Genomic DNA, 24319 nt, shown 5'->3' with positions numbered 1-24319 from the left:
GCTAGACAGGTGCGAATTCTTTCAGCGGAGGAAACCGCTGCTCTTCTTCCGTACCCCGTGCTGGCCGAATCGATTGCGCGGGTGCTGGCTGACCACGCCAGGGGTCAGATAACCGCTCCCGAGCGCCTGGTGGTGCCGCTCGCAGGCGGTGCAACCCTGTTGCTAATGCCCGCTGCCGACCCCACCATCACCGCGACCAAGCTGGTGACGGTACACCCCCAGCAGCACCCCAGCGTGCGGGCCGAGGTCTGGGTGATGCGCACCGACACCGGCGAGCGGTTGGCCTTGCTGGAGGGTTCAGTGGTGACGGCCCGCCGCACGGCTGCGGTATCCCTCCTGGCAGCCCAGGCCCTGGCCCCCAACCCCTCGGGACCGCTCCTCATCCTGGGGGCGGGAACCCAGGGCAAAAGCCACCTGGAAGCCTTCCAGGAGGGCTTGGGAACGGACAAGGTGTATGTGTATTCGCGTAGCTTTGAACACGCCGAAGCGCTGGCCTCCTATGCCCGCCAGCGCCGAATGCTGGCCCAGGCTATTTCTGCCCTCGAGCCTGCCCTGCATGAAGCCAGCCTGATTGTCTGTGCCACCAGCAGCCAGACGCCGCTGTTGTTCAAGGTTCCTCCCGGTGCCTTTATCGCAGCGGTGGGCGCTTATCGGCCCGATATGGCCGAGGTGGCCCCGCAAGTGGTTCGACAGGCCCGGATCTATGTGGATACCCTCAAGGGTGCCCGCTCTGAAGCGGGCGATCTGCTACAAGCCCAGGTGGACTGGAACCAGGTGAAGCCTCTGGAAATCGCCCTGCAGCAGCCCAAGCCCACCGATGGCCCGGTGCTTTTCAAGAGCGTGGGCCACGCCCTATGGGATCTGGCAGCGGCCCGTCTGGCGGTACATAAGCTGGGCATGCAGTAAGCTGGTAAGCATGTACCTGACGGTTTTCTGCACCGTGCCCGACCTGGACAGCGGTCAAAGAATAGCGCAAGCCCTGGTGCATGAAGGGCTGGCTGCCTGCGTAAACCTGCTACCGGGCACCACCTCGGTCTATCGCTGGCAGGGCGAGGTGCGGGAGAACCACGAGCTTTTGCTCATCATCAAAACCCGTCAAGCCCGCTACCAAACCCTGGAAGCCCGCATCAAAGAGCTCCACCCTTACGAAGTACCCGAGATTATCGCCCACAAAATTGAGGCAGGCCTGCCAAGCTACCTCGAGTGGATCGAGCAAAGCACCTAGCAAGCCGTGCGTTTTTTGTGAGCCGCTCTCCCGAGGGGTAAGCTAAAGGGCATGATTCGGGCCAAGCAACTTTCCGACGGTGGAACCTGTGGCCTGCTGGAAGCCCAGGTCTGGGTGGATGTCGAGACCCCCACCCCAGAGGAAATTGCCCTGATTCAAAAGCAGTATCCCCTCAACCCCCTGGCTCTGGCCGATGCCCAGGAGATTGGCCACTGGAGCCGCTTCGAGGAGTACCCCAGGCACCTCTTCCTAATTTTTCGCACCCTCGAGACCCCCAAAAACGCCCACAGCCGCACCGAGCGGGTCTCATACTTTTATTTTCCCGAAACCCAGGTGCTACTCACCTATCGCAACGAGCCCGTAGAGTACCTCGAGCAAATCTGGAACAGCTTTCGCGGGGGCTCTTGCCTGCGGGTGTGGCAGCGCCTGCTTGATCAGGGCGTCCAAACCTTTTTCGAGTACACCGATGCCCTCACCGACCGGGTCGAAGACCTCGAGGAGCTGGCCCTGAACGGCGACAACACCCCCGAGACCCCCCGCCGGGTTTTTGCCGCCCGGCGCGAGGTGCTGCGCACCCGACGCCTGGTCTCGCAGGCCCGCGAGGCCTTGCTACACCTCGAGCGCCTCCCCTTGCTGGGCGCCGAGGCCTACCTGTTCCGCGATCTTACCGACCGCATGGGCCGGGTCTACGAGGGCTTAGATGCGGCCAGGGACGAACTATCCAACGTACTGGAAGTCCACCTTTCAGCCCAGAACAACCGGCTCAACCGGGTGGTGCAGGCCCTCACGGTCATCTCGGTGCTGTTTTTACCCATGACCCTGTGGGCCGGGATTTACGGCACCAATTTCGAGGCCTTCACCGAGTACCAGTGGGCTAGCGGACGAGCCTTTTTCTGGGGGGGGCTGCTCTTCATTGGGGGAGGGTTGGCCCTCTGGATGAAACGTCGGGGTTGGTGGTAATGGGGTTATTGGTTGCCCAGCCATGGTTACATCCAGCGCACCTGTTACTCGCGTACACACACATATCAAGCCCAACACACACATCTTTCCAAATGTGTCCTCACTCACTTCAAATAAATCAATATAAATGTTTACAAAATCACTCAAGCCTGCTATAGTCGGTTGTGAGGAGTGATGAACCCATGCAAACCAGCATCCTAGACACCCTAACCTTCGATCCTGGCGAGATCATTCTCTATCCCGGAGTGCCCAGCCCCAAGGATCAGCTCTACCGGGTTCGGGAGGGTCTGGTAAGGCTCCAGAGCGTAGACGAAGAAGGCAATGCCCTGACCCTACGTTTTGTGCGTCCTGGTGAGTATTTTGGCGAAGAGGTTATTTCCGGTGCCGAGCGTACCTACTTTGCCGAGGCCGTCACCGAAACCAAGGTGGATGCCCTGGCCCCGGCCCAGCTATCCGCCCAGGAAATGGCCAGCCTGGTGCAAGGCCTGGTCAAAGCCCTGGCCCAGACCTACCAGACCATCCAGCGCATTTCCGGACAGCGCCTCAAAAACCGTATTGCCGCGACCTTGCTCGACCTTTCCCGCACCCCCGTGGCCTACACAGAGAAGAACGGGCGGGTGGGGGTCAAGGCCACCCACGACGAGATCGCCTCGGCAGTGGGCTCGGTTCGCGAGACCGTCACCAAGGTGATCGGCGAACTCACCCGCGAGGGTTACATCCGCTCCGGCTACGGCAAGCTGGTGCTGGAAAACCCTGGTGGCCTGGAACGCCTCTCCAAGGAAGCCGCGTAAAGCAACCGGTCACACCCAAACAATAAACCTCCGCATGCGGAGGTTTATTGTTTTGCTTGAGCGGTCAAAGGGCCCTGGTAATACCCAATTCGGTTGATTCGTTACTTTTCGGTAACGAACTATCGGAACATGGAATTACACCCCCACTCGGAGGAAGCTATCCACGTAGAACGGCCCTTCCCAGCGCTGGCCCCTGGGTTCGTTGAGGATGGTGATGCGGTTTTCCAGGCGGGGCTCCCAGGAGGGCTGGGTTCGCAGGTACTCGATCAACACCTCGGCATCGCTGAAGCCGGTGTCTACCCGGAAGCCTTTGGCATCGCGGAAGGAGGTAAAGCCATCGCCCCCTGAGGCCGTGAAGCTGTTGGTCACGATTCGGTAGGTGGCGTTCGGGTCAAGCGGCTGGAAACCAGTCTGGGTCTGGACTTGAACCTGGGTCACACGACTGCCCGCCGGACGGGCCATATCGAAGGTGTAGCGGATACCGGCCACACCGGACAGGAAGCGGCCTGCAATCTGCTCCCACTGGGAAACCCCGTTCTCCAGGGCCGCTAAAATCTCGCTGCCCTTGAGCTCGAGCACCGTCAGGGTATTGCCAAAGGGCAGTACCTCGTTGACCTGCCCCACGGTAATGTTTCCTGCTGGGATGCTGGCCCGGATGCCCCCACCGTTTTGCAGCGCGATGGTGGCCCCAGCCTGGCGGGTCTTCCAGAGCATCGCATCGGCAATCAGGTTGGCCAGGTTGGTCTCGCGGCGGCGCACATCGTTGCGCTCGCCGTTGAGGGCCACAGCTGCCCTGGAAACCACCTGGGCCCGCAGCGCCGCGATGGGCAGGCCATACGCAGCAATGGCGTCCAGCGCGAAGCGATCCTCGGGCAGGTTGGCGCTCATTGGAATCACCTGGCCCTGGTGGGCCACCAGTTCGCCCTGGGCATTGAAGGTAACCTGCAAGCGGCCCACCACTTTGGCCCACTCCCAGGCTTGTACCACCAACACATCCTTGTTCTCGGGGTTCTTCACGATGGTGGGGTAAGCCCCGCCCGGGCGCAGCTCGGGGAAGGGGGTCTGCCCCAGCAGGGTGTGGCTGTGACCGCCTACAATTACCTGTACACCCGTAACCTTGCGGGCCAACTCCTGGTCTTGCAGGTAGCCCAGGTGCGAAAGCACCACGATGTTCTTCACGCCTTTGGCCAGCAGCTCCACTACAGCCTGCTGGGTGGCCGGAACCGGATCGGTAAAACGCACGTTGGGGCCGGGGCTCGAGAGAATGGAGGTCTCGGGGGTAGTCAGGCCAATAATCCCTACCCGCTGGCCCCCCACGCTTACCACCGCATAGGGCCTGATGCGCCCGGCCAGTTTGGGTTCCCTGGAGACGTCGGTATTGGCCGAGACCACCGGAAAGCGCACCCCGTTCAAAAAGTTGGCCAGCCCATCGGGCCCCAGGTTGTACTCGTGGTTACCAGGAGACATAGCCCGGATGCCCATGCGGTGCAGGAAGTAGCGGTCGGCCAGGCCCTGGTACTGGTTGAAGTAAAGCGTGCCCTGGAATACATCCCCCGCATGCAAGAACAGGGGGTTGGTGGCGGTGCCCCGCAGCCGGTCAAATAGCGAGATCACCCGGGCAAAACCCCCCAGGCGCTGGTTCTGCTGCCCCCCCAGGGTCAGGCCGCCGGTGGGCTCGAGCCGGGCGTGGGTATCGTTGATGTGGACGATGGTCATGGTAAAGTTGCCGCCCTGGGCCCGGGTCAACCCAGCCAGGGCAGCCCCGCCAACCAAACCTGCTTTGAGTACGTCTCTACGGCGCATGATTCCTCCTCTGCTACACTGCCAGGTCATTCTATAACTGCTCGAGGTCAACCATCCATCAGGCCAATCCAGTTTTGAACTGTTGAGCGCTATTTCAGAAAGCACTCAGAAGTTCGGCTTAGTTTTAATTCAGTCATGTCCAATGGAGTCACAGCCAAATCCAGCTCGGGAGAGTCCATGAGACCAATTTCAATTGTTGCATTGTTAGCCCTCAGCCTGGTCAGTTGTCAACCCAACGATCCCCCTTCGGGTCCCATCAACTTTCGGGTAGAAGAAGTTAAGAGTGGTCTGGGCGGTGTGCCCTGGAGCCTTAACTTCGCCCCCGACGGTCGGCTGCTCTTTACCAATCGGGATTTGACCCAGATTCGTGTGAGCGCCCTGAACGTGAGTACCGGCGCCATAACCCACTACAACGGCACCTCGGCAGTACGAGACGATGGCGAAGGCGGCATTCTGGGTATGGAACTCGACCCCAACTTCGCCAGTAACAACCGGGTCTACATTTGCTACTCCATTTCCAGTGGCGGCTCGCGCAACCGGCTTTCGCGCTTCGAGATTTCCGGCAGTGCTTTGAGCAATGAATTGATCTTGCTGGACAACATGCGTGGCGCATCTACCCATAACGGCTGCCGGGTGGTATGGGGGCCCGATGGCAAGCTCTACTTTTCGATGGGGGATGCCCAAGACCAGCCAGCCGCGCAAGATGTATCTGCGCTGGCTGGCAAAATTTTCCGCATCAATCCCGATGGCTCGATTCCCAGCGATAACCCGTTCCCCAGTAGTCCTGTCTGGACGTTGGGCCATCGCAACCCCCAGGGGCTGGCCTTCCAGCCAGGCACCGGCCTCCTGTGGTCTACCGAGCATGGGCCCGATGTAAAGGACGAGCTCAATGTCATCAATAAGGGCAAGAACTACGGCTGGCCCAACTGCTTGGGGACCGACCCCTGCCCCAGCTTGAACAACTACCAGCCGGCCATCAAGCACTACACGGCCACCAACACCATCGCACCCAGCGACATGATGTTCTACACAGGCAACGTCTTTACCGCCTGGCGCAACAACCTTTTCTTTGTCACGCTTAAAACCGGGCGGCTATACCGGCTGGTTTTGAACGGGGAGTCGGTCGTGCAGGAGGAGATCCTGATTGATACCAACAGCGGCCCCAATCCTGGTTTTGGCCGCTTGCGCGATATCGTCACTGGGCCAGATGGTTTGATATATATCTCCACCGACAACGGAAAGATTCTGCGCTTGAAACCAAACTTGTAGCCCATACACATCGGCCTCAGGCTGCGCTTGGCTACACTGGAGCCATGCGAGCAATGGTCTTTTTTGTCCTCTTGGTACTCAGTCTGGCGTCCGCCCAAACCATCAACCTGGTTCCAGTAGCCAATAACCTCAGTCGCCCGTTGTTTCTGACCTATTCGCCCGACGGCACCGGACGGCTATTCATCGTGGAGCAAGGCGGCACCATCCGCATTCTGCAAGAAGGGCGGCTACTGGCCGAGCCTTTCCTGGACGTAAGCAGTCTGGTTTCCTGCTGCGGTGAACGGGGTTTGTTGGGGCTGGCGTTCCACCCCAACTTTCGCCAGAACAACCTGTTCTTCGTCAACTACACCAACCGCCAGGGTAGTACCGTAGTGGCCCGCTACCGCGCAAACGGCAACCGCGCCGATGCAGCCTCCGCTCAGATCCTCTTGACCATCGAGCAGCCCTACGCCAACCACAACGGGGGCATGATCGCCTTCGGCCCGGATAACATGCTCTACATCGGCATGGGCGACGGCGGCGCAGGGGGCGACCCCATCAATGCCGGCCAGCGGCTCGACACCTTGCTGGGCAAAATTTTGCGAATAGACGTCAACCGCAGCGAAGGCAACCGGGCCTATGCCATTCCCACCGACAACCCCACCCTGGCCGGACGCAAGAGCGAAATCTGGTCGTATGGCTGGCGCAACCCCTGGCGCTTCAGCTTCGACCGCCAGACCGGCGATATGTGGATTGCCGATGTGGGCCAGAATGCCGTCGAAGAAGTGCATTTCCAGCCTGCCAGCAGCAAGGGGGGCGAGAACTACGGCTGGCGCATCATGGAAGGCGACCGCTGCTTCAACCCCCCACAAAACTGCAACCGCGAGGGGCTGGTTATGCCGGTGTTAACCTACACCCACGACCAGGGTCGCTCCATCACCGGGGGCTACCGTTACCGGGGCAGCGCTATGCCGGCCTTTCGCGGGGCCTACTTTTACGCCGACTACGTGAGTGGCCGCATCTGGATCGCTACCCCGCAGGGTGACCGCTGGCAGAGCCGGGAAGTTCTCAGAACCGACCTGAACATTAGCTCCTTTGGCGAAGATGCCGCTGGCGAGCTGTATGTGATTGACCACCGGGGCACTGTCTACCGGTTAGCCCAGCAGTAAGTATCAAAAAAGCCTCCCGTTCGGGAGGCTGCTGGCTTATCGAGCTTACTTCAGGGCAGGTAGTTGCCCGGCGTTCCCAGGGTTTCGGGTTTTTCCGTCCATTCGCCGGCAATACCCAGTTTCCATGCGCCTGCGGCCCCACTGGCATTGGCATAACCCCCATATATGCCCAGGCGCACACCCCGCACGATGGTGTAATACAGGGAAGCGGTTATGTCGTAGCCCAGGCTGAGGCCAAACGGATAGCGAAGACCCCCTTCCAGATAGGCACTCAGGTCGCGGGTCAGTTCGAGTTTCAGGCCCGCATAGGCATTGGCTGCTGCGTTCAGCGTTATGGTTGGCACGACCACCAGGCTTGCGTCCAGGCCTGCGCCCCCATATAACACGGCTGCATCGGCAATACGCTGGGTGATGAAGATTTCCCCGCCCGCATCGAAGTCGAAGCTAAACGGGCCAGGCAGGATAATCTGGTTCGAGCCGAAACGAATTGCTCCTTCCACGTAGCCCGAATTGGATTCGTTGAGCTTAGCAACCCCCACCAGCCCGGCGCGGCTGGCCAGTACGAACTGCCCGGCAAAAAACCCCGGGCGCAGACTGGCGCCGGCCACAATATTGTCGGTCAGGTTAAACGTGTAGTTGACCGCCGTACCCCGGTAGCTGCGGTAGGGCGTAACGAACTGCCCGCCCACCACGCCAAAATCGGGCAAAAACTGCAAGTTTCCGGTGATGGAAAAGCCATCCGCGAGGGCCATGCTACCGATTCCCAACGAAGCCATTACTGCCAACCAGGTTTGTTTCATGCTTCCTCCCAAGTTTGGCTGCGTAAAGCGCCACAAAACGGGTCAATGATAGTGGCTTCAATCACCCCTTGACTGAGATGGAACACAAAATGCCTTAATCTGAATCAAACACAACCTGTGGCTATGTCGCAGCCCACAGGCTTTGTAGTGACCACTTTTGGGTATAACCTGCAATCGTTTTTTGGGATTTGAGCACCGGTTCTACGAATCGCACCCATGCACCTGGCTATAACAATACGCCTGTCAAAAGCCCCGGCGGTACCAGTATGCTGTACACATGGCACGAACCAAGCAGGACATTTTGCAAGAGCTAAAAGCCCATCAGGTACGCTTTTTGCGATTGCAGTTCACCGATATTCTGGGCATCAACAAGGTAGTAGAACTGCCCGTCAACCAGTTCGAAAAAGCGCTGGACGGCGAAATTATGTTCGATGGCTCCTCTATCGAGGGCTTTGGTCGCACCGAGGTCGAAGAGTCGGACATGCTGCTGAAGCCGGATTACAACACCTTTATCATCTACCCAAAGGAGCTCGAGCCCACCACCAAAGGCGCTGTTGCCCGCCTCATTTGCGATATTGCCTACCCCGATGGCAAGCCCTTTGAGGGCGACCCCCGGCAGGTGCTCAAGCGACAAATCGAGCGAACCCAGAAAAAAGGTTTCGAGAACCTTTACGTGGGCAGCGAGGTGGAGTTCTTCCTATTCAACCGCAGTCCTGAAGGCAGCCCCACCACCCACACCTACGACCGGGCGGGCTACTTCGATCTGGCTCCCACCGATAAGGGTGAAGAAGCCCGGCGGGATATGGTGGATGTGTTGGTTCGGTTGGGTTTGCCCCTCGAGGCCGCCCATCACGAAGGGGCCCCCGGTCAGCACGAAATTGATCTGAAATACACCAATGCCCTTCAGGCAGCCGATCACCTGACCACGCTCAAGTTTGTGGTCAAGCGTGTGGCCATCAACCACGGCCTGCACGCCACCTTCATGCCCAAGCCCATTGCTGGTATCAACGGCTCGGGCCTGCACTTTCACCTCTCGCTCTTCAAAAACGGCGAAAATGCCTTTTATGAGCCTAAAGGAAGGCTCGAGGTCTGGCCGCATCAACTCTCTAAAACGGCCTTGCAGTTTATTGCCGGCCTGTTTGAACACGCAGAGGGTATGGCCGCCATCACCAACCCGTTGGTCAACTCCTATAAACGCCTGACCCCAGGCTACGAAGCCCCCACCAGTGTGGCCTGGTCGGTCTCGCACCGCAGCGCCATGATTCGGGTGCCCAAGCGTCGTGGTGCGGGAACCCGGGCAGAGTTTCGTTTCCCCGACCCTTCCTGCAACCCCTACCTGGCCCTGGCGGTGATTCTGGCCGCCGGGCTCGAGGGCCTCGAGAGCAACCTGACCCCCCCACCCCCCATCGAACGTGACGTATATGAGCTTTCGGTACGTGACAGGCGCAAGTACCGTGTTAGCGAGATGCCCGGAACCTTGCGCGAGGCCCTGGAAGCCTTACAAAAAGACCGGGTCGTACGCAATGCCCTAGGAGAGCAGGTCTACAAGGATTTCCTGAACGCCAAGCGGGTCGAATGGGACTCATACCGCATTGCCGTTCACCAGTGGGAACTCAATCAGTATCTGGCCGAATACTGAGCGGTCTGGCAACCAGGATTTCATGCACATTGCAGTCCCCCTCAATGATCTGCACATCACAATTTTGGGCGGTCGACGTGCTTCAAAACTGCCGAAAGACAAGTTGCCTGTGCACCGAGTACGCTCAATTATTACCCGCCCCGAATACAAAGCACTCTGTCAAGTCGGGCGCAGAGCAGCGCACTTCACCTACGACCCCGCAGATAGGGCATTGCCCTACTGCCTATCGATCTCTCTCCACCCAACGGTGGATGGCCTGCCTTGGCGCCCTCTCCTCCGAGGCTTACTGGTATGCTTCATGGTTTTAAGTGCGCAATTGTGTCTTGAGTCAAGTTTGCAGTCTCACCAAAATTGTGTACCCTCATAGTGGCTGGATTATAAAACGATGACCCACATTGACACACATCGGCCTGGGTTAGGTAGAATAGGCCAGCCGTTTTTTGGCTAAAAGAAGGTTTAGGAGGAATCGGCATGAGAAAACTCGCAATTCTAGCGCTGGGCGCGTTGGCCCTGGGTGTGGCCTCGGCTCAGTCCAACGTCATCAAGATCGCTTCGGTCTCGCCCCTGTCCGGGCCGCAGTCGGGTCTGGGTACAGCCATCCAGCAGGGCGCCCAGATGGCCATCGAGGATGCCCAAGCCCGCTTCCAGCAGCTTGGCTTCCAGCTTCAGTTTGCCCCTCAAGACGACCAGGCGACCCCCGATGTGGGTGTGGCGGTAGCGCGCCGTATTGTCAACGATGCCGACCTACTGGGCATTGTGGGCCACCTGAACTCGGGCGTAGCCATCCCCGCTTCAGAAATTTACAAGGACACCAACCTGGTCATGGTCTCCCCGGCCAATACCAACCCCCGCGTTACCGACCGCGGCTACTTGAGCGTCAACCGCATCTGCGGGCGAGACGACGTACAGGGGCCAGTAGGAGCCGAGTACGCTGTGAAGGTTCTCAAGCGTACCCGCCTGTTCGTGATCCACGATAAGACCCCCTACGGCCAGGGCCTGGCGGAAGCCTTTGCAAACCGGGCCAAGGAACTGGGGGCCAACATTTTGTCCATTGTTGGCACTGAGGAAGCCTCTAACTTCCAGCCCCTCATTCTCCAGATGCGGGCCCAGCGCCCCGACCTGGTCTACTACGGCGGCATTTACGACAAGGGCGGCGTGCTGGTCAAGCAGATGCGCGAGCGCGGCATCACCGCTACCTTCATGGGCGGCGACGGTCTGGACGCCTCCGACCTGGTCAAGATTGCCGGTAGCGCCTCGAAGGGCGTGCTCTTCACCACCACCGCGGGCCCCATCAGCACCCTTCCCAAGGCTGCCGCCTTTGCCCAGCGCTACAAGGCCAAGTTCGGTAAAGACCCCGAGGCCTACGCCGTGTATGCCTTCGATGCTGCCAACGTGATCCTGAATGCCCTCGAGGCCGCTATCAAGGCCAACGGTGGTAAAAAGCCCACCCGCGAGCAGGTAGCCCGCGCCGTGCGCGAGGTTAAGCTCGACGGCCTTACCGGTCGTATCGAGTTTGACAGCAAGGGTGACCGTAAGCTCTCCGACTACTACATCGTGGGCATGAAGGAAGCCAAGTACCCCGGTGACGTGCTGCGGGTCATTCAGTTTGCCCCCCCGGCTGCCAAGCAATAAGGTTCAAACCCATAGACTCCCGCCGAGGCGGGAGTCTTTTCTGTTTGTGGTCATACCGGATTCAAAAAGGTAATCATCCAAACCAAAGACCCCCAGAGGCTATCTTTTTGAATCCTAGAGCACTCCCTTCCAAGGGGCGGTATCGCCCTCCGCTACGCGGATAACTTCGGCCCTGTTAGTTCGGCGCCATACGGCGCCGAACTAACCGAATCTGGTATCAGATCCAACCCTAAACTGACCCCAGGGTCAGATTTGACGCTGTGACCAATCACCGTGACCCCCGTTGTCAGCCCAACCGGCAACCGATATACTCTGGCAGGCTAAAGCTGGAAAGAATGCATCTGCATGTGAGTAAATATGCGTGCATTCGTATAATCTAAAAATAGGAGGTTTTACTTGACGGTTGCCGATCTGTTTGCCATCCTGCCGCAAACTTTCCTCGAGGGGCTATTGCTGGGCTTTGTGTATGCCATGGTAGCCCTGGGCTACACCATGGTCTACGGGGTATTGGGGCTGATTAACTTTGCACACTCCGAGGTGTTCATGATCGGGGCGGTGATTGGCCTCGAGGTTTTCCGCTTCTGGGGCAACCCCGAAGCCCCAGTAATTTCCAATCCCTTCTTGCTATTGCTGGTTGCCCTGGTTTTTGCTGCGATAGGCTCGGGCATCATGGCCGTGCTTGTGGAGCGTTTTGCCTACCGTCCGCTGCGCAAGCGCGGTAGCAAGAGCATTTTGGTACCCATGATTACCGCCATCGGGGTCTCCTTCTTGTTGCAAGACCTGACCCGAATCTATGCAGCGCTCAGGCACAACGAGTTCAACATGCAGTACCGCACTTTCGATGCTCTCAACACTGTGCTCGAGCTACCCCTACAAACCACCATTCAAGTCAAGGGCATTATCGTCATTGTGGTCTCGATTCTGATGCTGATCGGGCTCACCTACCTGGTCAACCGCACCAAGCTTGGCAAGGCCATCCGGGCCGTCTCCCAGGATATGCAGACGGCTGCGCTCATGGGTATTAACCCCGACACCATCATTTCGCGCACTTTTTTGGTCGGGGGTTCTCTGGGCGGGGTGGCCGGGGTCTTGTTTGGCCTGCTCTACACCAATGTAACCCCCTATTCCGGGGTGTTGCCCGGGCTCAAAGCCTTTACTTCAGCAGTTCTGGGCGGCATTGGCAACATACCCGGGGCCATGGTCGGGGGTCTGATTCTGGGGCAGCTCGAGACCCTCTCGGGCACCTACCTGCCCTTCCTCACCAACGGCAATTTCGGTACCGAGTACAAAGATGTGTTCGCCTTCCTGACCCTGGTTTTGCTCTTGCTTTTTAGACCCCAGGGCATCTTTGGCCAGAATGTGAGCGAAAAGGTATGAACCGGTTTATTTTTCCTTTCACCCTCGCTTTCACGGCCCTCTCCATTCTAGGGGCCTTGCTGATGCCGCAAAACGGTTTGACCAACCTCGCCTTGCTGATCTCGGTGGGATTGGTGAGCCTGGGCAAAATACCTGCCCCCTGGCGCTCTGGCTTGCTGGCTGTCCTGGCCCTTACCCTGACCATCCTGTTGCGCCTCAACCCCGACGACAAACTGGCCTTTTATGGCCTCTTGGGCGTGCTGGTAGCGGCTTTTTTGCTGCCCAACCTGAGCAATCTGGTGCGCATCGCCCTGGGCGTAGCCATCCTGTTTATAGCGGTGCCCATTGCCGGGCTTACCAACTCGTTTTTGTTTGAACTGGGCATCCAGATTGGAATTTTTGCCGCGCTGGCCCTGGGTCTGAACGTAGTGGTGGGCCAGGCCGGTTTGCTCGACCTGGGTTTTGCCGCCTTTTTCGCCATAGGGGCTTATACCTGGGGCATCTTTGGCTCGCCCCAGGCTTCCGCGTTTATTGACGGTTTTCCTGCCGGTGGTCTGCCGGGCAACTACCTGTACTTGTTCATGGCCCTGGCCATCATCACCGCCGCCATCACCGGCGTACTCATCGGTCTGCCCGCCTTGAGGCTTAGGGGCGACTATCTGGCCATCGTAACCCTGGGGCTGGGCGAGGTGGTGCGGGTATTCGCCAACAACCTCGATAAACCCTGGAACATCACCAACGGCCCCCAAGGCATCACGCCGGTCAACCGGCCTGAGGTGGGGCCGCTCACCGAGTTTCTAAAAGCCATCGGGGCGGAACGCCTGTATGGGCGCCCCATCGACGAGCCCATCGCCTACTCGTTTTTCTTCTACCTACTGGTGCTGCTGGTAATTGGCATCGTGGTTCTGGTCAACATTCGGCTGGCCAACTCACGCTTTGGACGGGCCTGGGTGGCCATTCGCGAGGACGAAATCGCCGCCAAAGCCATGGGCATTCCACTGTTGCCCTCCAAGCTGCTGGCTTTTGCAACGGGGGCGGCTTTTTCCGGCATTATGGGTGCGGTGTTTGCTGCCAAGCAGACCTTCGTAAGCCCCGAGTCGTTTACCTTGCAAGCCTCCATCAACATTCTGGCCTTTGTAATTCTGGGCGGTATGGGCTCCATTGGCGGGGCGGTGGTGGGTGCTGCTGCCGTAACCGTACTCAACATCGGCATCCTCAAGGACTTCTCCGACTTGCTCAACACCTGGCGGCAGACCGGTGTTAACATTCTGGGCTACAACATGGCCAACCTGCCCCCCCAGCTCAACCCTGCAAAGTATGAACGCCTGGTGTTTGGTTTGATTCTGATCCTGATGATGATCTTCCGGCCCGAAGGGCTGATACCCGAACAAAGACACAGAGCCGAGCTACAAGAAGCCCGTCAGGAGGCCCAGGAAGGGGGTGGCAAATGAGCGAACTGGCCCTAGACGTCCAGAACGCCACCAAAAAATTCGGCGGGTTGGTGGCCGTAAACGATGTAAGTCTGCAGGTGCGGTCCAGAGAGATTTTCTCGGTCATTGGCCCCAACGGCGCGGGTAAAACCACCTTTTTCAATTTGCTCACCGGCATCTACAAGCCGGATACCGGGAGGGTGATTTTTTTTGGGCGCGATATCACCGGTCGCTCGCCCGACTGGGTCGCCCGCAACGGCATTGGCCGCACTTTCCAAAACATCCGCCTCTTCAAGGCCATGACGGTTTTGGAAAACGTGTTGGTAGGCCATCATAGCCATACCCACCAGACCTATTTTGATGTCCTGCTACATACCCCGCGTTTTCATCTGGCGGAAAAGAAGGCCAAAGCGCGGGCCATGGAGCTGCTGGCCTACATGAACTTAGACAGGCGGGCCGAGGAACTGGCCTCAGGGCTTTCGTATGGCGAGCAACGCAGGCTCGAGATCGCCCGGGCTCTGGCCTTAGAGCCCAAGCTGCTCTTTTTGGACGAGCCCGCCGCCGGCATGAACGAGCAGGAAACCGAAGACCTTAAGGCGCGGGTGTGCAAGCTGCGCGACGACCTGGGCCTGACCATCGTACTTATTGAGCACGATATGGCCATGGTGATGAGCATCTCGGATCGGATTGCGGTGCTCGAGTACGGCTCCAAGATTGCCGAGGGGTTACCGGCGGAAATTCGCAGCAACCCCAAGGTGATCGAGGCCTACTTGGGCAAGGGCGCAGCCGGACAGGCCGGAGGGACGCATGCCTCTGCTTGAAGTTAAGGACATCCATACCTACTACGGGCACATCCACGCGCTCAAAGGGGTATCGCTCACGGTGGAAGAAGGCGAGATCGTGACCCTGATCGGCGCCAACGGCGCTGGCAAAAGCACCACGCTTCGCACCATTAGCGGCATGAACAAACCCCGCAAAGGGGAGGTGGTGTATCAGGGCAGCCCCATCCATAAGCTGCCCGCCGACAAAATTGTGGGGCTTGGCATCGGGCATGTGCCCGAAGGGCGGCGCATCTTCCCCCGCATGACTGTGGAGGAGAACCTCGAGATGGGCGGCTTTCTGATCAACGACCCCAAGGTTGTGCAGGAGCGCAAAGAACAGGCTTTTACCCTGTTTCCTCGGCTGGCCGAGCGCCGCCACCAGAAGGGCGGCACCCTGTCGGGTGGGGAGCAGCAGATGCTGGCCATCGGCCGGGCCCTGATGCAAGACCCCAAGCTCTTGCTGATGGACGAGCCCTCCATGGGGCTGGCTCCGGTGCTGGTAGACTTTATTTTCGAGATTATCCAGAAGCTCAATCAGCAGGGCAAAACCATTTTGTTGGTTGAACAAAACGCTCGCCTGGCCCTGCAGATTGCCCATCGGGGCTATGTCTTGCAAACCGGCCACCTCGCCATGAGCGGCCCCGCCAAAGAGCTGGCAGCCCGGCCCGAGATTCAGGAGGCCTATCTGGGCGGGCACTAGGTTCTAGCCCAGATCAAGGATCGGAGGCGTTGGGTCATGAAAACCAAATTTGCCCACACGGCCAGCCTGCCGGGCCTCGAGGTGCCCGGTGCGGTGCTGCGCCCCTTTGCAGGTGAACAACTCATGCTGATGCGGGCCGAGGGTAAAGCAGGCTCGCCCTTAGCACCCCACGCCCACCCCCACGAACAGATCACCCTGGTGGTCTCGGGGCGGCTCAAGCTGCGGATTGGGGCAGAATGGCTCGAGCTTGGCCCCGGCGATATTGCCCACGTGCCCTCAGGGGTGGAACACGAGGCTTTTTTTATCGAGGATAGTGTGGTGTTTGATGCCTTCCATCCGGTGCGGCAGGATTTACTGGACAAGCTCAAGTAAGGGCGATGGCCACAAAAGACTCCATCGCTGTAGTCAATCTCTAAAACACCCCGATAAAATCGGCCCATGCGGGCAGAAGTTACTACCTATTACCTCGAGATGACCTCGCCCAACGAACTGCGTCCCAAGCATGCACAAATAGAGGGGCTTCTGGTCATGAAAGCTGAAATTCCCTGCGCCGAGTTGCAGCACTTCCTCTACCGAAGCGTGGGGGGCAACTGGTACTGGTACGAAAAGGCCCACTGGACCTACCGGCAGTGGTGGGCCTATGCCCAGAACCCCAACCTGCACACCTGGGTGGCCTACCTGAAGGGCACCCCGGCAGGTTACTTTCAGCTCGAGGTGCAACCCGAGGAGAATGTCGAAATTGTCTATTTTGGCCTGCTGACGCAGTTTAGTGGGATGGGGCTGGGGGGCCATCTGCTCACGTGTGCGCTCGAGGAGGCCTGGCGGCTCGGAGCCCACAGGGTCTGGGTACACACCTGCTCACTGGATAGCCCGGCAGCCCTGGCCAACTACCTGGCCCGGGGTATGCGGCTTTACAAGACCGATACCCAAACCCAGGAGATTCCCGACCAAACCCCCGGCCCCTGGGACGGAGCCTAGCGCTAGCCAAACCATTCATCGGCCTTGCGGCGGGCTTGCTCCTTGATATCCGGGGTGATGTGGGCAGCCACAGTGCCCACCGCCAGCAACAACACGCTCAGATCGTCGGTAAAGCCCACCAAAGGCGCCAGGTCGGCCACCAGGTCGAGGGGCACCAAAAAGTAGACCAAAGCCCCTACAATGGTACGTTTGGCCCAGGCAGGGGTGGCCGGGTGCTGCAGGGTGTAGTAGAGCCACAGGGCCTTCTCCACCAACTCGCGGCCCGCGTAACGGGCAAAACGCCGGAGCTTGCGCCAGAATGCCGCATCGCTGTAGCGCTCACTTGGTTCGATCTCTATCAGTTCTAGTTTTTGAATTTCACTGGCCACGTTTGGCCCTCCTGGTTCGCCAGAAGCAAGCTGGACAAACAAAAAAGCATGTGTTGCACCCCCAACCAACGGGTGTAAGGATTATGGTAGCAGATTGCTTTCGTCAAACATGAGCTCATTTTTTTCGGCTCTCTTCACGAATAAGCAGGCAGGTGTATACTTCGCTCTGTAGTTTGTGCTACCGAGTTTTGCCCATTTCAGCCAGTGCTGAAAACGCAAATTAATGTGTTTTCGGCTCATTGGGTGAACTCGAAGGTAGGAGGAACCATTATGAAATATCGGCTGTTAGGTATCTTGGCTCTTGGGCTATTGGGCAGCCTGGGCATGGCCCAAAAAACCCTGGTGTTTGGCTCCAACGGAGAGCCCGCAAGCCTCGAGTCGGGCAACATCACCGATGGAATTTCCATCTATGCCCAGCGTCAAATCTACGATACCCTGGTAGATTTCAAACCCGGCTCCACCGATCCCCAGGCGGGGCTGGCGGTCAGTTGGTTTGCCTCTCCAGACGGCAAAACCTGGACATTCCGTCTGCGCCAGGGGGTCAAGTTCCACGATGGCACCGACTTTGACGCCAGCGCGGTGGTGTTCAACGTCAACCGCTGGTGGGATCCCAAAGACCCCACACGCATCAGCGGTGGTTCCAACTATGAAATCTGGGGTGAGCTATTTGGTGGCTACAAGGGCGACAAGGGCAGCTTTCTGGCAGGTGTGAGCGCGGTGGATAAATACACCGTACGCTTCACCTTCAATAGCCCCGTGCCTTACTTCCCGGTGGCCATTGGCTCAGGCTATTTTGGCATTGCCAGCCCCGCTGCCATCAAGGCCGCTGGGGCCAAGTACGGTACGGCTGCAGGGGGTGCAGTGGGCACGGGTCCCTTCAAGTTCAAGGAATGGCGCCCCGGCGACCGCTTGATCCTGGAAAAGAACACCAACTTCTGGAAGACGGGCCTCCCTAAAAGCGATGGCGTAGTGTTCCGCTTCATCAAGGACCCTGCCGCGCGCCTGGCCGAACTCAAGGCTGGCTCCATTGACTTCACCACCGACATTCCTCCAGCCAACCTCAAAGACCTGCAAAATGACCGCAACCTCCGCGCCGTCTTCCGCCCCAGCTTCAATGTGGGCTATCTGGCCTTGAACCCCAGCTACAAACCGCTTTCCGATGTGCGGGTGCGTCAGGCCATCGCTATGGCCATCAACAAAAAGGAAATCGTCAAGGCTTTCTGGGGCGACCTGGGCGTAACCAACGGTCACTTCATGCCCAGCAGCTTCAAAACCTACTACTCGCCCAAAGTGACCGATTATGAGTACAACCCCGCCAAGGCCAAGCAAATGCTGGCCGAAGCGGGCTATCCCAATGGCTTTGACCTCGAGTTCTGGTACATGCCGGTTTCACGCCCCTACTTCCCCACCCCCAAAGAAATTGCCGAAGCCATGGGCGCCGACCTCTCGGCCATTGGCATCCGGGTGAAATTCCAGACCAAGGACTGGGCCACCTACCTCAACGACCGCCGCAACCCGCCAGGCTTCCAGGCCTACATGCTGGGTTGGACGGGTGACTATGGCGACCCTTCCAACTTCTTCGACCCCCACTTCGCCTCCCCCATCACCGACCTCTTCGATAGCGCGGGCAACAAGCTGGACATTAAGGAACTCAATGAGGTTCTAGCGAAGGGTGCCGCCAGTTCCAACCAGGCCGAGCGTGTCAAGCTCTACCAGCAGGCCGACGAAATCACCTTTAACCTGGCCCTGCGCATCCCCATCGTGCATAGCCAGCCCCTCATCGCTCAGCGCACTTCCATAAGCGGTTGGGTTCCCAGCCCATTGGGCAGCGAGTCCTTCGAGGATATCGTCAAGCGCTAAACCCACAGACCCTCTGTAGGGCGTAGTTCGCTACGCCCTTTTTTTATTGGAGGCCATCGGTAGCAGTACCTTTTACTCTTCAGGACTTCACAACTGTAATCCAGAAATATATCATCTGAAAGGTTAGGTATCTAGCACATGTGGTCTTATGCAGGCAGGCGTTTGTTGAGTGTCATCCCGGTCTTGTTTGGGATCTCACTGCTGGTTTTTATATTTCTTCATCTGATCCCCGGTGATCCGGCAGTGGTCATGCTGGGCGAGCGGGCTGGCCCCGAACGCATCGCCGAGCTTCGCAGCAAGCTGGGCCTCGAGCGCCCGCTGTGGGAACAGTACCTGTTGTTTGTGGGCAACTTGCTGCGTGGCGATCTGGGTACGAGCATTTTCAATCAGCTCACCATCAACGAGCAGTTGGCCCGCCGCTGGCCTGCTACCTTCGAGTTGGCTATCGCCGCAACCCTGTTTGCGGTCGTCATTGGAATTCCCTTTGGAATCCTGGCTGCCGTGCGCAAAAACACGCTCCTGGACAATCTTGCCACCTCCTTTTCGCTCTTAGGGGTGTCGCTACCGGTTTTCTGGTTGGGCTTACTGCTGGTGTACCTGTTTGCGGTGAACCTCCAGTGGCTACCCGCAGGCGGGCGGCTTTCTATTGATGTGGATGCAGTGTTTAAGCCCATTACCGGGTTTTACGTGTTGGATGGGCTATTTCAGCCCCAGAGCTTCTGGGATGTGGTTCGGCACCTGATTCTGCCCGCCATGACCCTGGGTACCATCCCCCTGGCCATTCTGACCCGCATCACCCGTGGGGCCATGCTCGAGGTGCTCACGCAGGACTACGTGCGCACCGCCAGGGCTAAAGGCCAGACCGAACGGCTGGTAATCTGGCGTCATGCCCTCAAAAACGCCCTCCTGCCCGTCGTGACCATCATCGGCTTGCAGTTCGGAACCCTTTTGGGCGGCGCCATCCTGACCGAGACCATCTTTAGCTGGCCCGGCATCGGAAGCTGGATTTATGAAGGTATCCTCAACCGCGACTATCCGGTCGTACAGGGTGGGGTTATTTTTGTGGCCCTGGTGTTTGTGGTGGTCAATCTGGTGGTAGACCTGTCTTATGCCCTGCTCGACCCAAGGATTCAATACCGATGAAAAACTGTGTCCATCCAAAGCAAGTATCTCCCTGGTGTGGGCTTGAACTTCGCAAGCTTAGCGAGGTGATATGGCCCTGACTGTGACCGCTCCCAAGGCCTCCAACGATACCCCAAGCCGATTGGCGATTCGGCGCTTTATGAAATCCAGCTCGGGAAAAATCGGGTTGGTAATGGCTGTTTTTCTCATCTTGCTCGCATTGCTGGCGCCTGTGTTCAAGCCCTATAATCCCGCTACCGACCGCGACTACATCAACCGCCTGAAGCCCCCCTCTGCCGAGCGAGTATTTGGCACCGATAACCTTGGGCGCGACGTTTTTACCCGCGTGATTCACGGCAGCCGAATTTCGCTACAGGTTGGGCTGGTCGCCGTAGCCCTAAGCCTAACCGTAGGCACTTTGCTGGGGCTGATTGCGGGCTACTTCAGGGGCGGAATCGAGGCTCTGATTGGCTGGATTACCGATATTTTGCTGGCTTTCCCTAGCACTTTGCTGGCCATCGCCGTTGTGGCAGTGGTGGGGCCTAGCCTGACCAATGCCATGATTGCAGTCAGCATTACGCAGATTCCGGTCTATATTCGGCTGGCCCGCAGTGTGGTGCTTTCTGCCCGCGAGCTCGACTATGTGCAGGCTGCTACCGCACTGGGCGCACCCAACCGGCGGATTCTACTGCGTCACCTGCTGCCCAATGCTTTGCCCCCAATCATCGTGCAGGCCACCCTTTCCATCGGCACCGCGACGCTCGAGACCGCCGCTTTAGGCTTCCTGGGCCTGGGCGCACAGCCACCCGCACCCGAGTGGGGCGCGATGCTATCGGACGCCTTCCGGGGTGGCTATGCACTTAATTCGCCCTGGACCATGATCTTCCCCGGTCTATTTATTATGTTTACCGTGCTGGCCTTCAATCTGCTGGGCGATGGTCTGCGCGATGCCCTCGACCCAAGGGCCCTTAAGTGAAAGTTGAAAGTAACGATAAACTGCATCTTGGTGCACGGGTAACTTGTTTTGCGGCATGTTGCTTGCCTAAAATTGACATGTGCGGCTCATTCATACCAGATTCGGTTAGTTTGGCATCAAAGGGTGACGAACTAAAAGGGCCGAAGTTATCCGCGTAGCGGAGGGCGTAAGCCCCTTGGAAGTTATCCGACTACGTGGTCTACATACGTGGCCACCTTTCCAGTGCTGGCTATCATGTTCGTAAGGCCAGGGTTCAATCTGTTGGGCGATGCACTCGACCCCGGGCCGTCAGGCAAAAGCAAGCAGAAGTTGCAACAAACCTCTCTCTATACCCCTTTAGCAGCTTCTCACCCCTAGCCAAAGCTACCCCCGCCTTTTGAGCAAAGCTTCACCCAGGGCCATTCGCACTTCCAAAGCCGCTAAGATGAAGGCATGAAGCGATGGTGGGTTCTGACAATGCTGGCGCTGGCGGGTTGTGTACCACAACCGGAGCAGCAACCTTATCAACTAAGCGAGATTCAGTTGCTCTTCGCCGAGAACACCGAGCGCTGGACATACTTTTACGGCGAACCCCAGGCCGTGCGCCTGGGTGAGCGCAGCCTGGCCCTGACCCGTGGCCCCTCGGCCAGCCCCCTGGCCGTGGCCGACGCCCTGCTGGTGGATGGCGAGGCGCTCTACCGGGAGATAAACCCTGCCCTGCCCCGCGTGGCCCAGACCACCCGCACCTTCCCCGGCTTACAGTTTGTGGTGCGTACCAACCGCAACGTACAAAGCACCTGGCTCTTCGACGGGGGCTGGTCGCGGCTGGGCAATGTTTTTGCCAGCAATGCCGCGCAGGTGGTGGAAAGCCGCCCTGGTGCACCCCGACTGGCCCCCCTCTCGGAAGCCGAAAACGAGGCGGTGCTGCGGGAAATTCTGGGCCGCCGGGGAGGGCGTCCGGTGGTGGTGTACGAAATTGAGCCTCCTTTAGTGCCCAACCGCTATGAGCCCGCCCCCGCTCAAAGCCGGGTGGCGGCTTTAGCTGTGCAGTATGGCCTCGAGACGGAGCTAACCCTTATGCCCCCCACCCCCAGCCCCACCCCGCGCATCCTGCAACAAGGCGGGCAGTCCGCCTACACCGCCCAGAACCCGGCGGCCTACCTGGCCAGCAACACCAGCCAGTTGGTGACGCTCTGGCGCCTGGCCACGGGCAACCAGATTCCCCAGCCGGCCACACCGGCAGTGGACTTCAACCTGAACCGGGTAGTGGCTTTCTTCTGGGGTCAAAAACCCACCGGCGGCTACAGCGTGCAATACATAAGCAGCCAGCTTTCGGACAATACCCTGCGGGTCACCTTGCGCCTCTTGAGCCCAGCACCGGGGGCCATTGTGACCCAGGCCCTCACCAGCCCCTTTGTGCTGCTGGAAGTGCCGGGGCGCTTTACGCGGGTGGAGTTTGCGGACTCTAGCGGGCGGGTGCTGGCGAGCGCAGCCAATTAGCCAGAGGTCTCGCCTGGCTCAGGACAATCCCTCCAACCGGCCCAGCCGTAGAACTTCGGCATTGATGGGGTTCTGGCTCAGGTAGCCCTGGCGGAACTCCTGGGGAACGTGCTGCTGTGCAACGTGGTCAACCCAGTCCAAAGCCTTCTGTAGCATCTGCCCAGCCAAGGGCTCTCCCGCTCCTTTGAGGGCCTCATAGCGGGCCAGCCCAAGGCCCGTGGAGGGCGGGGGGAATGTATTCAGGCGCTTTAGGGCCAAGGCACTATACTCCAGCGCCTCCTCTACACGCCTCAGCCTCAGGAGTGTGCGCGCCAGGTAGGCCAGGGCCTCGGTCTCCATACCGGGAATATAATGGGCTCTGGCCCACCCCAGCGACTTTTGCACCAGACCCACGCCCTCCTCCGGCCCGACCAGCATCGCGTGCTCGAGGCGCATCCGGGCCAGCCCATGTTCCCATCCACTCACACCAGATTCGGTTAGTTCGGCACAGGATGGCGGCGAACTAACCGAATCTGGCATAATGCCCGTCTACATAGCCCTGGTCAGAGGCTCTTGAACCTCACGAACCCTCTCCCCCACCCTTCGGCTCCCTGCGGCCCCTAAAAACCATCCGGAAGGGAATCTCGCGCAAGCCCAGGTCTTCGCCGATGCGGTTGCGCAAGAAGCCCTCGAAAGCCCGCGTCACAAACTCGGGGTGGTTGCAAAAAAAGACAAAGGTCGGGGGGGCTACCTCGGGCTGGGTGAGGAAAAAGAGCTTGAGGGGCTTGCCCTTGAAGTTAGGAAGCATGGTCTGGGTGCTCCAGACTGAGAGCCAGCGGTTGAGTTCGGCGGTCTCGAAGCGCACTCGAGCCAGCTCGTAGAGCCGGGCCGCTTCCGAGAGCAGCTTGTGCAGGTTTTGCTTGGTAACGGACGAAACGTACAGCATGGGCAGGTGCTGGATGTGGGAGAGTTTGAGGGCCAGATCGGCCCGCACCCGCTTGGCCTCCTCTTTGCTCTCAATCAGATCCCACTTGGTAATGGTCACGATTACCGGTTTGCCGGCGTCCAGGGCCTCGTTGGCCAGCTTGAGCTCGTGGTCGCCGAGTTCCTTAGGGTCTACCACCAGCAACACCACGTCGGCGTCCAGAATGGCCTGGTGGGCGCGTCCGATGGCCTGCTCCTCGACCCCGGTCTCGGGGCGCTTGCGGATGCCGGCGGTATCTACCAGCAAGAACCGGCTGCCCCCGTAGTCGAACTCCACGTCGATGGTGTCGCGGGTGGTGCCGGGGATTTCCGAGACAATCACCCGCTCCTCGCCCAGAATGGCGTTCAGCAGGCTGGACTTGCCCGCGTTGGGGCGACCCACAATGGCCAGGCGGATAGGCACGACCTCGGGCTCGCTTTCGCCCTGGCGCACGGGCAACAACTCCCAGATGCGCTCCAGCAGTTCGTCAAACCCCCGGCTGTGGGCTGCACTGGTGGGAACCGCTTCACCAAAGCCCAGGGCATAAAAGTCGCCCAGGTAGGCCTGGTGCTTGGGGTCGTCTATCTTGGTGGCTACCAGCAACACCGGTTTACCCTGGCGGCGCAAAAAGTCGGCGACCTCGAGGTCGGCGGTCGCAATATCGCTGCGCCCATCCACGGCAAACAGCACCAGGTCGGCGTCCTGAATGGCCCGCTCCACCTTTTGCTTGATTTTCTTCTCCCACACGTCCCCCGACCACAAGCCCCCGGTATCCACCAGCTTGAAGCGTCCCTGCTCGTTCTCCACCACACCCTCTTTGAGGTCGCGGGTAACCCCCGGCACGTCGGCCACCACGGCAAACTGGCTTCCGGCCTTGGCGTACTTCTCGGGTGCGGCCCGCAAACCCAATAGTTTGTTGAACAGGCTCGACTTGCCCACATTGGGGCGACCCACAATCACCACTCGATACATAGTTCCACTCGCATTCGGTTCAAGAACGGCTCCAGGCAGCGTTACCT

At 59.0% G+C, this 24319-nt stretch carries 23 protein-coding genes; 18 read left to right on the top strand and 5 right to left on the bottom strand.

Annotated features, from left to right (window positions below):
• Positions 1–9 precede the first annotated feature (9 nt).
• From Q0X23_RS09735 to Q0X23_RS09720, 4 genes are all read left to right on the top strand, one after another.
• Positions 10–906: a delta(1)-pyrroline-2-carboxylate reductase family protein gene (locus Q0X23_RS09735; RefSeq protein WP_297860105.1), complete on the top strand. Its 897-nt coding sequence runs from the start codon at positions 10–12 to the stop codon at positions 904–906.
• A 10-nt stretch (positions 907–916) separates the two neighbouring features.
• Positions 917–1225, top strand: a complete 309-nt coding sequence (cutA, locus tag Q0X23_RS09730) for a divalent-cation tolerance protein CutA (protein WP_297860104.1) — start codon at positions 917–919, stop codon at positions 1223–1225.
• 51 nt (positions 1226–1276) lie between these two features.
• Positions 1277–2185: a magnesium transporter CorA family protein gene (locus Q0X23_RS09725; protein ID WP_297860103.1), complete on the top strand. Its 909-nt coding sequence runs from the start codon at positions 1277–1279 to the stop codon at positions 2183–2185.
• 182 nt (positions 2186–2367) lie between these two features.
• Positions 2368–2976 carry a helix-turn-helix domain-containing protein gene (locus Q0X23_RS09720; RefSeq protein ID WP_297860102.1) on the top strand — a complete coding sequence of 203 codons (609 nt, stop codon included), beginning with the start codon at positions 2368–2370 and terminating at the stop codon, positions 2974–2976.
• A gap of 135 nt (positions 2977–3111) precedes the next feature.
• Here Q0X23_RS09720 and Q0X23_RS09715 read toward each other — a convergent pair whose 3' ends face one another.
• A complete protein-coding gene (locus Q0X23_RS09715) occupies positions 3112–4779 on the bottom strand; it encodes a bifunctional UDP-sugar hydrolase/5'-nucleotidase (protein ID WP_297860101.1) in 1668 nt (555 codons plus the stop codon).
• Positions 4780–4956: 177 nt separating this feature from the next.
• Here Q0X23_RS09715 and Q0X23_RS09710 point away from each other — a divergent pair, with 177 nt between their 5' ends.
• Both Q0X23_RS09710 and Q0X23_RS09705 read left to right on the top strand, forming a co-directional pair.
• Complete coding sequence (locus tag Q0X23_RS09710) at positions 4957–6048, top strand: sorbosone dehydrogenase family protein (RefSeq protein ID WP_297860100.1); 1092 nt, start codon at positions 4957–4959, stop codon at positions 6046–6048.
• 44 nt (positions 6049–6092) lie between these two features.
• Positions 6093–7196, top strand: a complete 1104-nt coding sequence (locus tag Q0X23_RS09705; RefSeq protein ID WP_297860099.1) for a sorbosone dehydrogenase family protein — start codon at positions 6093–6095, stop codon at positions 7194–7196.
• A 50-nt stretch (positions 7197–7246) separates the two neighbouring features.
• On the opposite strand, the gene Q0X23_RS09700 is transcribed toward Q0X23_RS09705, so the two are convergent.
• Positions 7247–7996 carry a hypothetical protein gene (locus tag Q0X23_RS09700; RefSeq protein WP_297860098.1) on the bottom strand — a complete coding sequence of 250 codons (750 nt, stop codon included), beginning with the start codon at positions 7994–7996 and terminating at the stop codon, positions 7247–7249.
• Between the two features lie 277 nt (positions 7997–8273).
• On the opposite strand from Q0X23_RS09700, the gene Q0X23_RS09695 reads away from it, so the two are divergent.
• The 8 genes from Q0X23_RS09695 to Q0X23_RS09660 all read left to right on the top strand — a co-directional run bounded on the left by Q0X23_RS09695 (position 8274) and on the right by Q0X23_RS09660 (position 16552).
• Entirely contained in the window at positions 8274–9635 is a 1362-nt protein-coding gene (locus Q0X23_RS09695) for a glutamine synthetase family protein (RefSeq protein WP_297860097.1), read from the top strand.
• Positions 9636–10106: 471 nt separating this feature from the next.
• Positions 10107–11267, top strand: a complete 1161-nt coding sequence (locus tag Q0X23_RS09690) for a branched-chain amino acid ABC transporter substrate-binding protein (RefSeq protein WP_297860096.1) — start codon at positions 10107–10109, stop codon at positions 11265–11267.
• Between the two features lie 396 nt (positions 11268–11663).
• Positions 11664–12644 carry a branched-chain amino acid ABC transporter permease gene (locus Q0X23_RS09685; RefSeq protein WP_297860095.1) on the top strand — a complete coding sequence of 327 codons (981 nt, stop codon included), beginning with the start codon at positions 11664–11666 and terminating at the stop codon, positions 12642–12644.
• A complete protein-coding gene (locus Q0X23_RS09680; protein ID WP_147075559.1) occupies positions 12641–14074 on the top strand; it encodes a branched-chain amino acid ABC transporter permease in 1434 nt (477 codons plus the stop codon). Before Q0X23_RS09685 ends, Q0X23_RS09680 begins: the two co-directional genes overlap by 4 nt.
• Positions 14071–14874 carry an ABC transporter ATP-binding protein gene (locus tag Q0X23_RS09675; protein WP_119342208.1) on the top strand — a complete coding sequence of 268 codons (804 nt, stop codon included), beginning with the start codon at positions 14071–14073 and terminating at the stop codon, positions 14872–14874. Before Q0X23_RS09680 ends, Q0X23_RS09675 begins: the two co-directional genes overlap by 4 nt.
• Positions 14861–15574 (top strand): ABC transporter ATP-binding protein, encoded by a 714-nt coding sequence (locus Q0X23_RS09670; RefSeq protein WP_297860094.1) that lies wholly within the window; start codon positions 14861–14863, stop codon positions 15572–15574. Before Q0X23_RS09675 ends, Q0X23_RS09670 begins: the two co-directional genes overlap by 14 nt.
• A gap of 36 nt (positions 15575–15610) precedes the next feature.
• The gene (locus tag Q0X23_RS09665; protein ID WP_119342206.1) at positions 15611–15946 is read left to right on the top strand and encodes a cupin domain-containing protein; all 336 of its coding nucleotides are present in this window, start codon (positions 15611–15613) and stop codon (positions 15944–15946) included.
• A 66-nt stretch (positions 15947–16012) separates the two neighbouring features.
• Positions 16013–16552, top strand: a complete 540-nt coding sequence (locus tag Q0X23_RS09660) for a GNAT family N-acetyltransferase (protein ID WP_119342205.1) — start codon at positions 16013–16015, stop codon at positions 16550–16552.
• 2 nt (positions 16553–16554) lie between these two features.
• Here Q0X23_RS09660 and Q0X23_RS09655 read toward each other — a convergent pair whose 3' ends face one another.
• Entirely contained in the window at positions 16555–16920 is a 366-nt protein-coding gene (locus tag Q0X23_RS09655) for a YkvA family protein (RefSeq protein WP_119342204.1), read from the bottom strand.
• A gap of 270 nt (positions 16921–17190) precedes the next feature.
• On the opposite strand from Q0X23_RS09655, the gene Q0X23_RS09650 reads away from it, so the two are divergent.
• The 4 genes from Q0X23_RS09650 (at position 17191) to Q0X23_RS09635 (ending at position 22357) form a co-directional block, all read left to right on the top strand.
• A complete protein-coding gene (locus Q0X23_RS09650; RefSeq protein WP_297860093.1) occupies positions 17191–18780 on the top strand; it encodes an ABC transporter substrate-binding protein in 1590 nt (529 codons plus the stop codon).
• A 138-nt stretch (positions 18781–18918) separates the two neighbouring features.
• A complete protein-coding gene (locus Q0X23_RS09645) occupies positions 18919–19923 on the top strand; it encodes an ABC transporter permease (protein WP_297860092.1) in 1005 nt (334 codons plus the stop codon).
• A gap of 70 nt (positions 19924–19993) precedes the next feature.
• Positions 19994–20878 (top strand): ABC transporter permease, encoded by an 885-nt coding sequence (locus tag Q0X23_RS09640; RefSeq protein ID WP_297860091.1) that lies wholly within the window; start codon positions 19994–19996, stop codon positions 20876–20878.
• Between the two features lie 432 nt (positions 20879–21310).
• A complete protein-coding gene (locus tag Q0X23_RS09635) occupies positions 21311–22357 on the top strand; it encodes a protease complex subunit PrcB family protein (protein WP_297860090.1) in 1047 nt (348 codons plus the stop codon).
• Positions 22358–22375: 18 nt separating this feature from the next.
• On the opposite strand, the gene Q0X23_RS09630 is transcribed toward Q0X23_RS09635, so the two are convergent.
• Positions 22376–22822 (bottom strand): hypothetical protein, encoded by a 447-nt coding sequence (locus tag Q0X23_RS09630; RefSeq protein ID WP_297860089.1) that lies wholly within the window; start codon positions 22820–22822, stop codon positions 22376–22378.
• Between the two features lie 94 nt (positions 22823–22916).
• The gene (gene der, locus Q0X23_RS09625; protein ID WP_297860088.1) at positions 22917–24272 is read right to left on the bottom strand and encodes a ribosome biogenesis GTPase Der; all 1356 of its coding nucleotides are present in this window, start codon (positions 24270–24272) and stop codon (positions 22917–22919) included.
• Between the last annotated feature and the right edge of the window lie 47 nt (positions 24273–24319).

The sequence above is a fragment of the Meiothermus sp. genome (assembly GCF_026004115.1).
In the GTDB taxonomy this organism is placed as follows: domain Bacteria; phylum Deinococcota; class Deinococci; order Deinococcales; family Thermaceae; genus Meiothermus.
This window is presented reverse-complemented; position numbering and strand designations above follow the sequence as displayed.